Here is a 15,651-nt window from a genome sequence, read left to right as displayed (position 1 = left end):
AGTGCTCTGCGCCTATGGTCGCCGCTCGTTTCGACTAGCGACAGGTACGACATGGCATCCGACATCAAGCGCATCGCAACTATCATAGCCGCCGAGATCGCCGCCCGGCCCGAGCAGGCCGCGGCAGCGATCGGCTTGCTCGATGACGGTGCGACCGTGCCGTTCGTGGCGCGCTACCGCAAGGAGGTCACCGGCGGCCTCGACGACACGCAGCTGCGCGACCTCGCCGAGCGGCTGGCCTATCTGCGCGAACTCGACGCGCGCCGCGACACCATCCTTGGTTCGATCCGCGAGCAGGGCAAGCTGACCGAGGAGCTCGAAGCAAAGATCGCTGCGGCCGGCACCAAGGCCGAACTCGAAGACATCTACCTGCCTTACAAGCCGAAGCGCCGGACCAAGGCCGAGATCGCACGCGAGCGCGGGCTCGGGCCTCTGGCGGAAGCTATTCTCGCCGACCGTACGGCTGTACCCGCCGAGCTGGCGCTGGCCTACATCAGCGAAGACGTGGCCGACGCCAAGGCGGCGCTCGAGGGTGCGCGCGACATCCTGTCCGAACAGTTCGCCGAGAATGCCGATCTGGTCGGCAGATTGCGGACCTACATGAAGGAACGCGCCTTTCTGCGCTCGCGCGTCGTCGACGGCAAGCAGGAGGCCGGCGCGAAATTTTCCGACTATTTCGACCATGTCGAGCGCTGGGCCAACGTACCGAGCCATCGCGCGCTGGCCATGTTGCGCGGCCGCAACGAGGAGGTTCTGTCGCTCGACATCGAAGTCGATGCCGATGACGCCTCGCCGGTGAAGCCGGTCGAACGGATGATCGCCGACGCCTACGCCATCGGCCGCCAGTTGCCGGGAGACCGCTGGCTGATGGAGGTCGCCGGCTGGACTTGGCGCATAAAGCTGTCGCTGCACCTGACGCTCGATCTGATGCGCGATCTGCGCGAGCGGGCCGAAGAAGAAGCCATCCATGTCTTCGCCCGCAATCTCAAGGATTTGCTGCTTGCCGCGCCTGCCGGCTCGCGGCCGACGATGGGGCTCGATCCGGGCATTCGCACCGGCGTCAAGGTGGCGGTGGTGGACGGCACCGGCAAGCTGCTGGCGACGACAACGGTCTATCCGTTCCCGCCGAAGAACGATGTGCGCGGCGCGCAGGCCGAACTGGCCAAGCTCATCCGGCTGCACAAGGTCGAGCTGATTTCGATCGGCAACGGCACTGGCAGCCGCGAGACCGAAAGGCTGGTGGCCGACATGCTGGCTGACATGCCTGCCGGGTCCGGGCCGAAGCCGCTCAAGGTGATCGTCAGCGAAGCCGGCGCCTCGGTCTATTCTGCCTCGGCAACGGCGGCGGCGGAATTTCCCGGCCTCGATGTGTCGCTGCGCGGGGCAGTGTCGATCGCGCGGCGCCTGCAGGATCCGCTCGCCGAACTGGTCAAGATCGAGCCCAAGTCGATCGGCGTCGGCCAGTACCAGCACGACGTCGATCAGTACCGCCTCGGCCGCTCGCTGGAAGCGGTGGTCGAGGATGCGGTCAACGCCGTCGGCGTCGATCTCAACACGGCCTCAGCGCCGCTTCTGGGGCGGGTTTCGGGTCTCGGCGCATCGCTGGCCGAGGCGATCGTTGCGCACCGGGACGCGACCGGCCCGTTCGCCAGCCGTCGCGAACTGTTGAAGGTCTCCCGCCTTGGACCCCGCGCGTTCGAGCAATGCGCCGGCTTCCTGCGCATTCCCGACGGCAGCGAGCCGCTCGATGCCTCCGCCGTGCATCCGGAAGCCTATGGCGTGGCCAAGAAGATCGTCGCGGCCTGCGGGCGCGACGTTCGCTCGCTGATGGGCGACAGCGCCGCACTCAAGGCGCTCGATCCGCGCGTCTTCGTCGATGAGCGCTTCGGCCTCCCGACGGTGCGCGATATCCTGGCGGAGCTGGAAAAGCCCGGCCGCGATCCGCGCCCCGGCTTCAAGACCGCGACTTTTGCCGATGGCATCGACGACATCAAGGATCTGAAGCCCGGCATGCAGCTTGAAGGCACTGTCACCAATGTCGCCGCCTTCGGCGCCTTCGTCGATATCGGCGTGCACCAGGACGGACTGGTGCACGTCTCGCAACTGGCCGATCGGTTCATCAAGGACGCGCATGAGGTGGTCAAGGCCGGCGACGTGGTCAAGGTGCGTGTCGTCGACGTCGATATCAAGCGCAAGCGCATCGGTCTGTCGATGCGCAAGGATGGCGACGGTGGCGCACCGAAGCCGCGCGACAATGGTAGCAGGCCGGTGCCGCGCGCGCCCGCGCCCCAACGCCAGCCGGAGCGGCCGGTGCAGCAGGGCGCGTTCGGCGCCGCTTTGGCCGATGCGTTGAAGCGGAAGTAATTTCGCGAGCCGGGCTGCGCCGCCAGGTCAGACGGCGGCGCTCGACATTGATGATCCATCACCAATGCTCATGGATCGGCGAAGCTATTTCGTTTGATTTTTTCAGGACGGGAGCCGATAAGCCGCGCGTTTCAAGATTTCTGTTTCGATGCATGTCGTTATCTCCAAGCTGCCGAACACCCTCGGGTCAGGCCCGCGGGCAAGCTTTGGGCGACATGCATGAGTTTGGGAGACCGAGAGCCATGGCCGCCGACAAGAACGCATTCGTCTGGGATGATCCTTTCCTGATCGAGGACCAGCTTTCGGAGGACGAGCGCATGGTGCGCGATGGCGCCGCCGCGTTTGCCGCCGACAAGCTCGCTCCGAAGATCGAGGAAGCCTATCTCGAGGAGAAGACCGACGCCGGGATCTTTCGCGAAATGGGCGAGGCCGGTCTGCTCGGCATCACCATCCCGGAAGAATATGGCGGGCTCGGCGCCAACTACATCACCTACGGGCTGGTCGCGCGGGAAGTGGAGCGGATCGACTCGGGCTATCGCTCGATGATGAGCGTGCAGTCGTCGCTGGTAATGTATCCGATCCATGCCTATGGCTCGGAAGAACAGCGCAAGAAATACCTGCCGAAGCTGGCGTCGGGCGAATGGATCGGCTGCTTTGGCCTGACCGAGCCTGACGCCGGTTCCGACCCGGGCGGCATGAAGACGCGGGCCGAGAAGACCGCGAGCGGCTACAGGATCTCCGGCTCGAAAATGTGGATTTCCAACGCGCCGATCGCAGACGTGTTCGTCGTCTGGGCAAAGTTGTCCGACGAAAGTGGGGGCGCGCATGACAACCAGATTCGCGGCTTTGTCCTGGAAAAGGGTATGAACGGGCTATCGGCGCCGAAGATCGGCGGCAAGCTGTCGCTGCGAGCCTCGATTACCGGCGAAGTGGTGATGGAAGGCGTCGAGGTCGGCGAGGACGCGTTGCTGCCCAATGTCTCGGGTCTCAAAGGGCCGTTTGGCTGCCTCAACCGGGCGCGCTACGGAATTTCCTGGGGCGCCATGGGCGCGGCTGAGGATTGCTGGCACCGCGCCCGCCAGTATGGCCTCGACCGTAAGCAGTTCGGCAAGCCGCTGGCCGGCACGCAGCTTTTCCAGAAGAAGCTCGCCGACATGCAGACCGAGATCGCGCTCGGCCTGCAGGGCAGCCTGCGCGTCGGGCGGCTGATGGATGAAGGCAAGATGGCGCCGGAGATGATCTCGCTCGTCAAGCGCAACAATTGCGGCAAGGCGCTCGACATCGCCCGCCAGGCCCGCGACATGCATGGCGGCAATGGCATCCAGATCGGTTACCACGTCATGCGCCACGCCCAGAACCTGGAAACCGTCAACACCTATGAGGGCACGCATGACGTGCATGCGCTGATCCTCGGACGGGCGCAGACCGGATTGCAGGCGTTCTTTTAGGTTCAGGTGTTCTCCGCTTCCAGGATGCCCGTGCCTGGTATCTCCGCTCGCAAAGCGGGAGATCGGCAATTTTCGTCGACGATGCCACATTTTGTTCTTGCTTTGTGCCGGCAGCTATGCTACTAATTTCGGTATGGTGCTAATTGGCTCCAACGACCCGTCCGCCGAGGCGGGTTTTTCTTTTCAGCTCTTTTCGACGAAGCATCGCGTGTGCTGCCGATCATCGATATCGGCGGGAAGCGCCCGGTGCTGACCCGCCGGACTTCGGCTCTGCAGCGTTGCAACGTTTTGCCGCCACACTGCGGAATCCCGGGGTCGGCGCTCCGTTTCGTGAGCTATGCAAGCTGCTTGATTTAGGTGCAGCGTAACATCTCTGCTTGGAGAATGGTCAGCATTCGTGTCAGGGTTCAGCGAACTCCTTTTGAAACACCGACTTCAGGGGCACCATGGCAATTCTGGCAGCCGTCTATCACCTGACCCATTACAAATACGACCGGCCGGTCGTATTAGGCCCGCAAGTCATAAGGTTGCAGCCTGCGCCGCATTCCCGCACCAAGGTGCTAAGCCATTCGCTGAAGGTCGGGCCGGCAAATCACTTCGTCAATCTGCAGCAGGACCCCTACGGCAATTTTCTGGCCCGCTTCGTCTTTCCCGAGCCGGTGACGGAACTGAAGATCGAGGTCGATCTCGTTGCCGACATGACGGTCTACAATCCGTTCGATTTCTTCGTCGAACCGTCGGCCGAGACGTTTCCATTCGAATACCCCGAAGAGATCCGGGACGATCTGACCATCTACCGAACGCCGGAACCGGCGGGGCCGCTGTTGGAGGCATTCCTGAAAACCATCGCGCGCCAACCGACCAACACCGTCAATTTTGTCGTCGACCTCAATGCGCGGCTGCAGCGCGAGATCGCCTATATCGTGCGCATGGAAACCGGCGTCTTCTCGCCCGAGGAAACGCTGGCCGCCGGCAAGGGGTCGTGCCGGGATTCGAGCTGGCTCCTGGTGCAGATACTGAGGAACCTCGGCATCGCCGCGCGCTTCGTCTCCGGCTATCTGATCCAGCTGAAGCCCGACCTCGTCGCTCTTGACGGGCCGCCCGGCACGGCGACCGATTTCACTGACCTCCATGCCTGGTGCGAGGTGTATCTGCCGGGCGCCGGCTGGATCGGCTTCGACCCGACCTCCGGCCTGCTCACCGGCGAAAGCCATGTGCCGCTCGCGGCAACGCCGCATTTCCGCAATGCCGCGCCGATCTCCGGCATGGCGAGCTTCGCCAATGTCGAATTCGGCTTCGAAATGCGGGTAGACCGCATCGCCGAGCATCCGCGCATCACCAAGCCGTTCTCCGACGAGAGCTGGCAGGCGCTGGACGCGCTGGGCGCCGAGGTCGATGCAGCACTCCAGGCCGGCGACGTGCGGCTGACCATGGGCGGCGAGCCGACCTTCGTCTCGATCGACGATTTCGAGGCGGCCGAGTGGAACACGGCAGCCGTCGGGCCGACCAAGCGGGAAAAGGCCGATGCGCTGATCCGCCGGCTGCGCGAACGCTTCGCGCCGGGCGGCTTCCTGCATTACGGACAGGGCAAATGGTATCCCGGCGAAAGCCTGCCGCGCTGGACCTTCTCGCTCTACTGGCGCACCGACGGCGAGCCGGTGTGGAGCGACCCGTCGCTGATCGCACATGAAAAGAGCGAGGCGGATGTCGGACCGAAGCAGGCCGAAAGCCTGCTGACGGCGATTGCCGACGAACTCGGCATCGACAAGACGATGGTCAGCGAAGCCTATGAGGATCCCGCCGAATGGCTGCTCAAGGAAGGCAAGCTGCCGGACAACGTCGATCCTTCCAATTCGAAGCTGGAGGACCCCGAGGAGCGCAGCCGCATGGCGCGGGTGTTCGAACGCGGGCTGACCAAGCCGTCGGGCTATGTGCTGCCTGTCCAGCGCTGGAACAGCCAGGCGTCCGGACCGCGCTGGCGCTCAGAGAAGTGGAAGACGCGGCGCGGCCGGCTGTTCCTGGTGCCCGGCGATTCACCGGTTGGCTACCGCCTGCCGCTTGGTACGCTGCCGTATGTGCCGCCGGCACAGTTTCCCTACATCGTGCCCGTCGATCCATCGCTGCCGCGCGGATCGTTGCCGGCGCGTGAGGCGATCTTGCCCGGTTCTGTTTCTTCGCCCGCTCCGGCCGAACTGGAAGGCGCCGACGAAATGGCGCGACGCCAGCAGGCGGTATCCTTTACGGCCGTTACCGGCCAGCAGGACCGCGTCGAACAGGAGATCACCGAGATCGGCGGCGCCGTGCGCACGGCCCTTTCGGTCGAGCCGCGCGACGGACGGCTTTGTGTGTTCATGCCGCCGGTCGAGGCGCTGGAGGACTATCTCGAACTGGTGGCGGCGGCGGAGAACGCGGCAAGGGCGATCGGCCTGCCGGTGCATATAGAGGGCTACGGCCCGCCGCACGATCCGCGCCTCAACGTCATCCGTGTCGCACCCGATCCCGGCGTCATCGAGGTCAATATCCACCCCGCCGCAAATTGGCAGGATTGCGTGGCGACGACCACGGCGATCTACGAAGAGGCGCGGCAGACGCGGCTTGGCGCCGACAAGTTCATGATCGACGGCCGCCACACCGGCACCGGCGGCGGCAACCACGTCGTCGTCGGCGGCGCGACACCCAACGACAGTCCGTTCCTGCGCCGCCCCGACCTGTTGAAGAGCCTGGTGCTGCAATGGCAGCGACATCCGTCGCTGTCCTACCTTTTCTCCGGCCTGTTCATCGGCCCGACCAGCCAGGCGCCGCGCTTCGACGAGGCGCGCCACGATTCGCTTTACGAACTCGAAATCGCGATGGCGCAGGTGCCACATCCGGACAAGGGCGCGGCACCCCTGCCGTGGCTGGTCGACCGGCTGTTCCGCAACCTTCTGACCGACGTGACCGGCAATACGCATCGATCGGAAATCTGCATCGACAAGCTGTTTTCGCCGGACGGGCCGACCGGCCGGCTCGGGCTGGTCGAATTCCGCGGTTTCGAGATGCCGCCCAACGCGCGCATGAGCCTGGCGCAGCAATTGCTGGTGCGCGCCATCATCGCCCGGGCCTGGAAGAACCCGCTCGACGGCCGCTTCGTGCGCTGGGGCACCTCGCTGCACGACCGTTTCATGCTGCCGCATTATGCCTGGGCGGATTTTCTCGACGTGCTGGACGACCTCAAGCTGAACGGCTTTGCGTTCCGTCCGGAATGGTTCGACGCCCAGCTCGAATTCCGCTTCCCGTTCTGCGGCGAGGTCCAGCATGCCGGCGTCAAGCTGGAGCTCAGGCAGGCGCTCGAGCCGTGGCACGTGATGGGCGAGCAAGGCGCGATCGGCGGCACCGTGCGCTTTGTCGATTCCTCCGTCGAAAGGCTGCAGGTGAAGACCGAGGGACTCAACCCGGAGCGTCACGCCGTCGTCTGCAACGGCCGCGTCGTGCCGATGAAGGTGACCGACAACCGCGAGATCGCGGTGGCCGGCGTGCGCTTCAAGGCCTGGCAGCCGGCGTCGGGCCTGCATCCGGCGCTACCGGTCAACACCCCGCTGGTCTTCGACATCTATGACCGCTGGTCGGGCCGCGCGGTTGGCGGCTGCGTCTATCATGTGGCACATCCCGGCGGGCGCAGCTACGACACCTTCCCGGTCAACGGCAACGAAGCGGAGGCGCGGCGGCTCGCCCGCTTCGAGCCACGTGGCCATACGCCGTCCAGCTATGTGCTGCGCAACGAAGAAGCCTCTGAAGATTTCCCGATGACCCTTGACCTTCGGCGGCCGCAAAGACTCTGATCAGCCATGGCGAAGGGGAATCACAAAAGGCTGCGCAGCAAGCCGCAGACCCACAGTCTGCTGGAGCACTATCAGCCGATCGACGGCGTCGTCGATGAGATGGTCGATGCGTCGGGCAATCCGCGGCCGGCGTGGCGGCACTTCATCGAGGCGCTGGAGGACCTGGGTCCGGAAAAGCTTGCCCAGCGCTTCGCCCGCGCCGACCAGTACCTGCGCGATGCCGGCGTCTATTACCGCGTCTACGACAAGGCCGGCGCCAATGAGCGGGAATGGCCGCTAGCGCATGTGCCGCTGCTGATCGAGGAGCAGGAATGGGCTGACATCAGCGCCGGCCTGGTCCAGCGCGCCGATCTGTTCGAGGAGACCATCGGCGACATTTACGGGCCGAACCGGCTGGTCGAGAAAGGCATTCTGCCGGCCGGATTGATCGCGGCCAGCCCGGAATATTTGCGGCCGGTCGTCGGCACCAGGCCGGCCAGCGGCCATTTCCTGCATTTCTGCGCCTTCGAGCTCGGTCGTGGCCCGGACGGCCGCTGGTGGGTGCTTGGCGACCGCACACAGGCGCCGTCAGGCGCCGGCTTTGCGCTGGAAAACCGCGTCGCCACCACAAGGGCGCTGTCCGACATCTACGGCGAAATGCATGTGCACCGCCTGGCCGGCTTCTTCCGTCGCTTCCGCGACGCGCTGATCGGCATGGCCAAGCAAGCCGGCGGCCGTGTCGCCATCCTGACGCCGGGACCGCTGAACGAAACCTATTACGAACATGCCTATATCGCCCGCTATCTCGGCATCATGCTGCTCGAGGGCGAGGACCTGACCGTCTCGGGCGGCAGGCTGATGGTGCGCACGGTTTCGGGGCTGATGCCGGTGAGCGTCTTGTGGCGGCGGCTCGACGCCGCCTTCGCCGATCCGCTTGAATTGCGGCCGGACTCGCAGATCGGCACGCCGGGGCTGGTCGAGGCGGTTCGGCAAGGAGCGGTTTCGGCCGTCAATGCACTGGGCTCCGGCCTGATGGAGACGCGCGCGCTGCTCGCCTTCCTGCCGAAGATTTCGCGCGCCCTGCGCAACGAGGAACTGCTGCTGCCGACGGTCGCGACATGGTGGTGCGGGCAGGAGGCGGAGCGCGAGCATGTGCTCGCCAATATCGATAGCATGGTGATCGGCCCGGCGCTGTCGACGCGGCTTGCCTTCGAGGACGACGGCTCGACCAAGCTCGGGTCAGCGCTGTCGGTCGAGGAACGGGCCGAACTCGTCGCCAGGATCGAACGGGACGGCGGCGACTTCGTCGGCCAGGAAGCGGTGACGCTGTCGACCACGCCTGTCTATGTCGGCGGTTGGCTGGAGCCGCGGCCGGCAAGCCTGCGCGTCTATCTGGCGCGGACGCCGGAAGGCTGGACGGTGATGCCGGGCGGTTTTGCCCGTGTCGGCTTTTCGCTCGACCCGACGGCCATCGCCATGCAGCGCGGCGGCCAGGCGGCGGATGTCTGGGTGGTCAGCGACAGGCCGGTCGAGCGCGAGACGCTGCTGCCGCAGGAGCACGACAGCTTCACCCGAACCTTGCCGGGCAGCCTGCCGAGCCGCGCGGCTGAGAACCTGACATGGCTCGGCCGCTATATCGAGCGATCGGAAGACACGGTGCGCATCCTGCGCGCCTACCATGTGCGGCTGGCCGAGACATCCGATCCCGAGATGCCGCTGCTCGCCGATATCAGCGACTATCTCGCGCCGTTCGGCATCGACGTCGAGACGGCAATCCCATTGGGGCTCATCGGCACGCTGGACAGCGCCGTTTACAGCGCCGGGCAGATCCGCGACCGCTTCTCGCCCGATGGCTGGCTGGCATTGAAGGATCTATCGAAGACCATCCACCAATTTGCCGCGACAGTGGCGCCGGGCGACGACGCGACAAGGGCAATGACGGTCATCCTGCGCAAGCTGGCCGGGTTTTCCGGCCTGCTGCACGAGAATATGTACCGCTTTGCCGGCTGGCGTTTCCTGGAAATCGGCCGCAGGCTCGAACGCGGCATCCAGATAGCCCGCACGCTCGCCCGGCTGACCAGAGCCCAGGCGCCGGAAGGTGCGCTCGACATGATGCTGGAGATCGGCGACAGCGTCATGACCCACCGTCGGCAATATCCGGTGCAGGCGGGACGGCGCACGGTGGTCGACCTTCTGGCGCTCGATCCGCTCAACCCGCGCTCAATCCTTTTCCAGCTCGAACGGCTGAAGGCCGAAATCGCGCTGCTGCCCGCTGTCGGCGCTGAAGGCCATATGTCGCCGGCGGCCAAGGAAATCCTGCAGCTCAACACGTCGATCGCCATCAAGGAGCCCTCGGACATGACGGCCAACGCCCTCGGCGATCTCGCCAATGAAATCGGCGGGCTCTACAACAGCCTCGCCAAAGCCTATTTCGGGTAGAGACAGCATGCTCTACGACATCAGGCTTCACCTGCGTTACGACTATGATGCGGCGGCCGGCGGTGGCCGCCATCAGGTGCGCGTGCTGCCGCCGACCATCCCTGGCGTGCAGCGCGTCATCGCCGCTTCACTGTCTTTTGTGCCGGCGCCCAGCGAACGTTCCGACTTTTCCGACTTTTTCGGCAACAGTGTCACCTCGATCGCCTTTCGTGACGCGCATGATGCGCTCGACATCAGGATGAGCGCGCGTGTTTCAGTGTCGCGGCCCGAACCCGGGCTCGACGTATCGCCGGACATACGCCGGCTGAGGGAAGAACTCGGCGCAGTGCACTCGCTGGCGCCGGCTTCGCCGCATCACTTTCTGGCCGCCAGCGATCATGCCGGCATCGACGCGGCAATCACTGCCTATGCGAAAGGCAGTGCCGGCAGTTCGACAGTCGGCACGGCCATGGCTCTGTGCAACCGCATTCACCGCGATTTCACCTATGACGGCGAGGCGACCACCGTGCAGACGCGGGCCAGCGACGCCTTTGGCCTGAAGCGCGGCGTCTGCCAGGATTTTTCCCACATCATGATCGCCGGCCTGCGCGGCCTCGGTATTCCCGCGGGCTATGTCAGCGGGTTCCTGCGCACCATCCCGCCGCGCGGGAAGCCGCGGCTCGAAGGCGCCGACGCCATGCACGCCTGGGTCAAGGTGTGGTGCGGGCGCGATGCCGGCTGGCAGGAATTCGATCCGACCAATGGCATGCGGGCAAGCAACGACCATATCACGGTCGGCTACGGCCGCGATTACTCCGATGTGGCGCCGATCGTCGGCGTGCTGAAAACCACTGGTGGACAGGTCGGCGAGCAGGCAGTCGACGTCATACCGGTCGTGCTCGAAAAGGCGTGACTGCACCTCCTCGTTGCACGGCGTCGTCGTTAATCTGTCTTGGCAATCAAGAGACGTTGGAACCCGCAGCCGGCAAGCGGCTTATCTACGGAAATTCCGTGGAGAGGACATGCTGGACAAATCCGGGTCGTCGTCTGGCCGATCGGCTGTGAGGAAAGCTGCACCAAAAAACGGGGTGCCGCAGAACGGAGCGCTGGAGAACGGCGCGCAAGCCTCCGCCGTTCGGGCCTCGCTCAACTATGTCACCGACACTGAACCCGGTATTCGCCGGCTGCCTTCGGGCAAGGGGTTCTCGTACAAAGGACCCGACGGGCGGACTGTCGACGGGGAGGCGCTGGCACGCATCAGGGCGCTCGCCATTCCACCGGCCTGGACGGATGTGTGGATCTCGCCGGATGCCGACGGTCACATCCAGGCGACCGGTCGGGACCAGCGCGGCCGCAAACAATACCGCTATCACCCGCACTGGGCGGAGGAGCGTGACGGCGTCAAATATTCGAGCCTGATCGCCTTCGCCGAAAGCCTGCCCGAACTGCGGCGGCAGATCGACGTCGATTTGCGCCGTCACGGCCTGCCGCTGGAACGCGTCGTTGCGGCTATCGTCTGGCTGCTCGACAACACGATGATCCGTGTCGGCAATGCCGCCTATGCCCGCGACAACAAGAGTTTTGGGCTGACCACGCTGCGCGACCGCCATGTCGACATCAAGGGCTCGAGCCTGCGTTTTGCCTTCATCGGTAAATCCGGCAAGGAATGGAGATTGAAGCTTGTCGATCGCCGGATTGCCAAGGTCGTGCGTGGAGCGCAGGACCTGCCGGGCCAAAAACTGTTCCAGTATCTCGACGAGGACGGAAACAGGCATCCGGTGCGCTCAGACGACGTCAACCGCTATATCAGGGAAAATGCCGGAGCGGAGTTCAGCTCCAAGCACTTCAGAACCTGGGGTGGCACCATCCATGCAGCGTCGCTGTTTGCGCAAACCGAACGTCCGGAAAGCCAGGCGCAGCAAAAGAGGGTGATGAACAGTGTCATCGACAAGGTTGCCGATCGGCTTGGCAACACACGCGCGGTTTGTCGCCAATGCTACATCCATCCGGAAGTGTTTCGCGCCTGGTCCGAAGGACGGCTGCTGGACGAAATGGCGGATGCCAACAAAGGCAAGCGCTCGATCGCCGGGCTCGACGACGAGGAGGCCTTGGTCTTGAGATGGCTGAAGGCGAGGGAATGACGCCAGACCGGGGGCGTATTTTTTTTGTCGACGCCATGTCGGCATCGGTCCTAGTGTTTCGTCCTTTGACAGAGAAAAGGACGACCCATGCTCTACGCGATCCTCTGCTATGCCTCTGAAGACGTCGTCTGCTCCTGGAGCAAGGAGCAGGACGACGCAGTCATGGAAAAGCTTATCGGTGTGCAGGAAAAATATGCCCAGGCGGGCCGGCTTGGTCCGGTGGCGCGGCTCTTGCCGACGACCGCGGCGACGACGCTGAGGAAGGTCAAGGGCGAATCGATCGTCATCGACGGCCCGTTTGCCGAAACCAAGGAACAGTTCCTCGGCTTCTACACGCTCGAATGCGCCGATCTCGATGAGGCCGTCGACTTCGCGCGCGAGCTTTCCGAGGTCAATCCGAGCGGCGGCTCCTATGAAATCCGGCCGGTCTCGCTCTTCAATCCCGCCAAGGTTTCCGCATGACCGAACTCGCCTGGATCAGCACGGCAATCAGCACCGCTCGCCCGCAGGCGATGGGGGCATTGCTGCGCTACTTCCGCGACCTCGACGCGGCGGAGGAAGCATTCCAGGACGCCTGCCTGAGGGCACTGAACAACTGGCCGAAAAACGGTCCTCCGCGCGATCCGGCAGCCTGGCTGATTTTCGTCGGCCGCAACAGCGGCATCGATGCGGTGCGCAAGCGCGCCAAGCAGGCGCCGCTGCCGGAGGAGGACCAGATCTCCGATCTGGAGGATGCCGAGAGCGACGTCGCCGAGCGGCTGGACGGCGCGCATTACCGCGACGACATTTTGCGGCTGCTGTTTATCTGCTGCCATCCCGACCTGCCGGCCACACAGCAGATCGCGGTGGCGTTACGCATCGTCTCCGGCCTGACGGTCAAGCAGATCGCCCGCGCCTTCCTCGTCGGTGAAAGCGCCATGGAGCAGCGTATCACGCGCGCCAAGGCGCGTATCGCCGACGCCGGGGTGCCGTTCGAGACGCCGGGAGCGGTCGAGCGCTCCGAACGGCTCGCCGCCGTCGCCGCCATGGTCTACTTGATCTTCAACGAAGGCTATTCCAGCAACAGCGGCGAGGCTTCGGCGCGAGCGCCGCTTTGCGAAGAGGCGATCCGGCTGGCCCGGCTGCTGCTCAGGCTGTTCCAGACCGAGCCGGAGATCATGGGGCTGATGGCGCTGTTGCTGCTGCAGCATGCACGCTCGCCGGCTCGCTTCGACGAGAACGGCGAGATCGTGCTGCTCGAAGACCAGGACCGCAGTCTGTGGAGCCGCAAGATGATCGATGAAGGCCTGGCGCTGGTCGATAAGGCGTTGCGCCATCGCAAGCCCGGTCCCTACCAGGTGCAAGCGGCGATCGCCGCACTGCATGCGCGGGCGGAAAAACCCGAGGATACGGACTGGAACGAGATCGACCTGCTCTACGGGCTGCTCGAGCAGATGCAGCCGTCGCCGGTGGTGACGCTCAACCGCGCCGTCGCGGTCTCCAAGGTGCGTGGACCGGAAGCCGCACTCGCCATGATCGAGCCGCTGGAGGGAAGGCTTTCCGGCTATTTCCATTTCTTCGGCCTCAAGGGCGGACTGCTGATGCAGCTTGGCCGCGGCGAGGAGGCGCGTGTCGCTTTCGACCGCGCCATCGCGCTCGCCAATACGGCCGCCGAGGCAGCGCATATCCGCATGCATATCGACCGGCTGATGAAAGAAAGCGCCGTGCGGGAAACCGCCAAGACGGCACACTGATTCGCTCTATCTGGCTGGTTCAACAGTCGGACGCCGGCTTGGACCATGCCGGGGTGGCGATTTCTCCCTGAAACGCGTAATGCCACGCCATGACAGCGCCTGGTATGCCGACCGGCAGGGAACCGGTATGGCGAAAAGCTTGGACCGACGCCATATGAGCGACGGGATCTGAAAGGGACGAACGAAATGACGATTGCGAAGGAAACGGCCGGGCTTCTGGCGAAACTGGGCGTTGCCGAGGGCGCGCTTACGGGCGGCGACCTCATCGTGCGCAGCCCGGTAACCGGCGAGCAGATCGCCGCGCTGAAGACCATCTCGCCGGCCGATGCGGCAACGACCATCGACAATGCCCACAAAGCTTTCCTGGCGTGGCGGCAGGTGCCAGCTCCCAAGCGTGGCGAACTGGTGCGGCTGCTCGGCGAGGAATTGCGCACACACAAGGCCGAGCTTGGCCGGTTGGTATCGATCGAAGTCGGCAAGATCCCATCCGAAGGTCTTGGCGAAGTGCAGGAGATGATCGACATCTGCGATTTCGCCGTCGGTCTTTCCCGGCAATTGTACGGCCTGACCATCGCCACCGAGCGTCCCGGCCATCGCATGATGGAGACCTGGCATCCGCTGGGCGTCGTCGGCGTCATCTCGGCCTTCAACTTTCCGGTGGCGGTATGGTCGTGGAACGCGGCACTTGCGCTGGTCTGCGGCGACGCGGTGGTGTGGAAACCGTCCGAGAAGACCCCGCTGACGGCGCTCGCCTGCGAAGCGATTTTTGCACGCGCGGTAAAGCGTTTTGGCACGGACGCGCCGCAGGGCCTGGCGCCGGTGCTGATCGGCGACCGTGCCGTCGGCGAGATCCTGGTTGACCATCCGAAGGTGCCGCTGGTCTCGGCCACCGGCTCGACGCGCATGGGCAGGGATGTCGGCCCACGGCTGGCGAAGCGCTTTGCCCGTGCGGTGCTGGAGCTCGGCGGCAACAATGCCGGCATCGTCTGCCCGACGGCCGATCTGGACATGGCGCTCCGCGCTATCGCCTTCGGCGCCATGGGCACGGCCGGCCAGCGCTGCACGACGCTCAGGCGCCTGTTCGTGCATGAGAGCGTCTATGACCAGCTCGTTCCGCGCCTGAAGAAGGCTTATGAGAGCGTCTCGGTCGGTAATCCGCTGGAGACAAGCGCTCTGGTTGGCCCGCTGATCGACAAGGCTGCCTACGAGAATATGCAGAAGGCGCTGGAGGAGGCGGCTTCGCATGGCGGTAAGATAACCGGCGGAATGCGGGTCGAGAACGGTCACCCCGAGGCCCACTATGTGCGTCCGGCGCTGGTCGAAATGCCGCGGCAGGTTTCGCCGGTGACGGAGGAAACCTTCGCGCCCATCCTCTATGTGATGAAATATTCGGACTTCGACATCGTGCTAGAAGAACACAATGCGGTGGGAGCGGGGCTGTCATCCTCGATCTTTACCCGCGACCTGCAGGAATCCGAGCGCTTTCTTAGCGTCGACGGATCGGACTGCGGCATCGCCAACGTCAATATAGGCACGTCAGGGGCCGAGATCGGCGGTGCCTTCGGTGGCGAGAAGGAGACCGGCGGCGGCCGCGAGTCGGGGTCCGATGCCTGGAAGGCCTATATGCGGCGCGCCACCAATACGGTGAATTATTCCAAGGCGCTGCCGCTTGCGCAGGGCGTGTCGTTCGACATCGATTGAAAAGCCAGATCTCCGTCGCGGCGGCGCGAAAGCCGCCACGACGGCGGTC

At 64.7% G+C, this 15,651-nt stretch carries 9 protein-coding genes; all 9 read left to right on the top strand.

Features of this window, described 5'->3' with window-relative positions; all coding sequences use genetic code 11:
• Nucleotides 1-51 precede the first annotated feature (51 nt).
• The 9 genes from NKI24_RS00640 to amaB all read left to right on the top strand — a co-directional run bounded on the left by NKI24_RS00640 (nt 52) and on the right by amaB (nt 15,602).
• Entirely contained in the window at nt 52-2,364 is a 2,313-nt protein-coding gene (locus NKI24_RS00640; protein ID WP_352742795.1) for a Tex family protein, read from the top strand.
• A 242-nt stretch (nt 2,365-2,606) separates the two neighbouring features.
• Nucleotides 2,607-3,812: an acyl-CoA dehydrogenase gene (locus NKI24_RS00635; RefSeq protein WP_352448169.1), complete on the top strand. Its 1,206-nt coding sequence runs from the start codon at nt 2,607-2,609 to the stop codon at nt 3,810-3,812.
• Between the two features lie 446 nt (nt 3,813-4,258).
• Nucleotides 4,259-7,630, top strand: coding sequence for a transglutaminase family protein (locus NKI24_RS00630; protein ID WP_352742793.1), 3,372 nt, complete (start codon nt 4,259-4,261; stop codon nt 7,628-7,630).
• Between the two features lie 6 nt (nt 7,631-7,636).
• Complete coding sequence (locus NKI24_RS00625) at nt 7,637-10,048, top strand: circularly permuted type 2 ATP-grasp protein (RefSeq protein WP_352742791.1); 2,412 nt, start codon at nt 7,637-7,639, stop codon at nt 10,046-10,048.
• A gap of 7 nt (nt 10,049-10,055) precedes the next feature.
• Nucleotides 10,056-10,940, top strand: a complete 885-nt coding sequence (locus tag NKI24_RS00620; protein ID WP_352448166.1) for a transglutaminase family protein — start codon at nt 10,056-10,058, stop codon at nt 10,938-10,940.
• A 109-nt stretch (nt 10,941-11,049) separates the two neighbouring features.
• Complete coding sequence (locus NKI24_RS00615; RefSeq protein WP_352742789.1) at nt 11,050-12,168, top strand: DNA topoisomerase IB; 1,119 nt, start codon at nt 11,050-11,052, stop codon at nt 12,166-12,168.
• Nucleotides 12,169-12,255: 87 nt separating this feature from the next.
• Nucleotides 12,256-12,630: a YciI family protein gene (locus NKI24_RS00610; protein ID WP_292663532.1), complete on the top strand. Its 375-nt coding sequence runs from the start codon at nt 12,256-12,258 to the stop codon at nt 12,628-12,630.
• Entirely contained in the window at nt 12,627-13,901 is a 1,275-nt protein-coding gene (locus NKI24_RS00605) for an RNA polymerase sigma factor (protein ID WP_352742787.1), read from the top strand. Before NKI24_RS00610 ends, NKI24_RS00605 begins: the two co-directional genes overlap by 4 nt.
• 186 nt (nt 13,902-14,087) lie before the next feature.
• Nucleotides 14,088-15,602, top strand: a complete 1,515-nt coding sequence (gene amaB / locus NKI24_RS00600) for an L-piperidine-6-carboxylate dehydrogenase (RefSeq protein ID WP_352702798.1) — start codon at nt 14,088-14,090, stop codon at nt 15,600-15,602.
• The last annotated feature ends 49 nt before the right edge of the window (nt 15,603-15,651 follow it).

Origin of the sequence: Mesorhizobium sp. M0701, assembly GCF_040320365.1 — a bacterium.
Taxonomy (GTDB): domain Bacteria; phylum Pseudomonadota; class Alphaproteobacteria; order Rhizobiales; family Rhizobiaceae; genus Mesorhizobium.
Note: the sequence above shows the minus strand (reverse complement) of the source record. Positions and strands in the feature narration are given on the sequence as shown.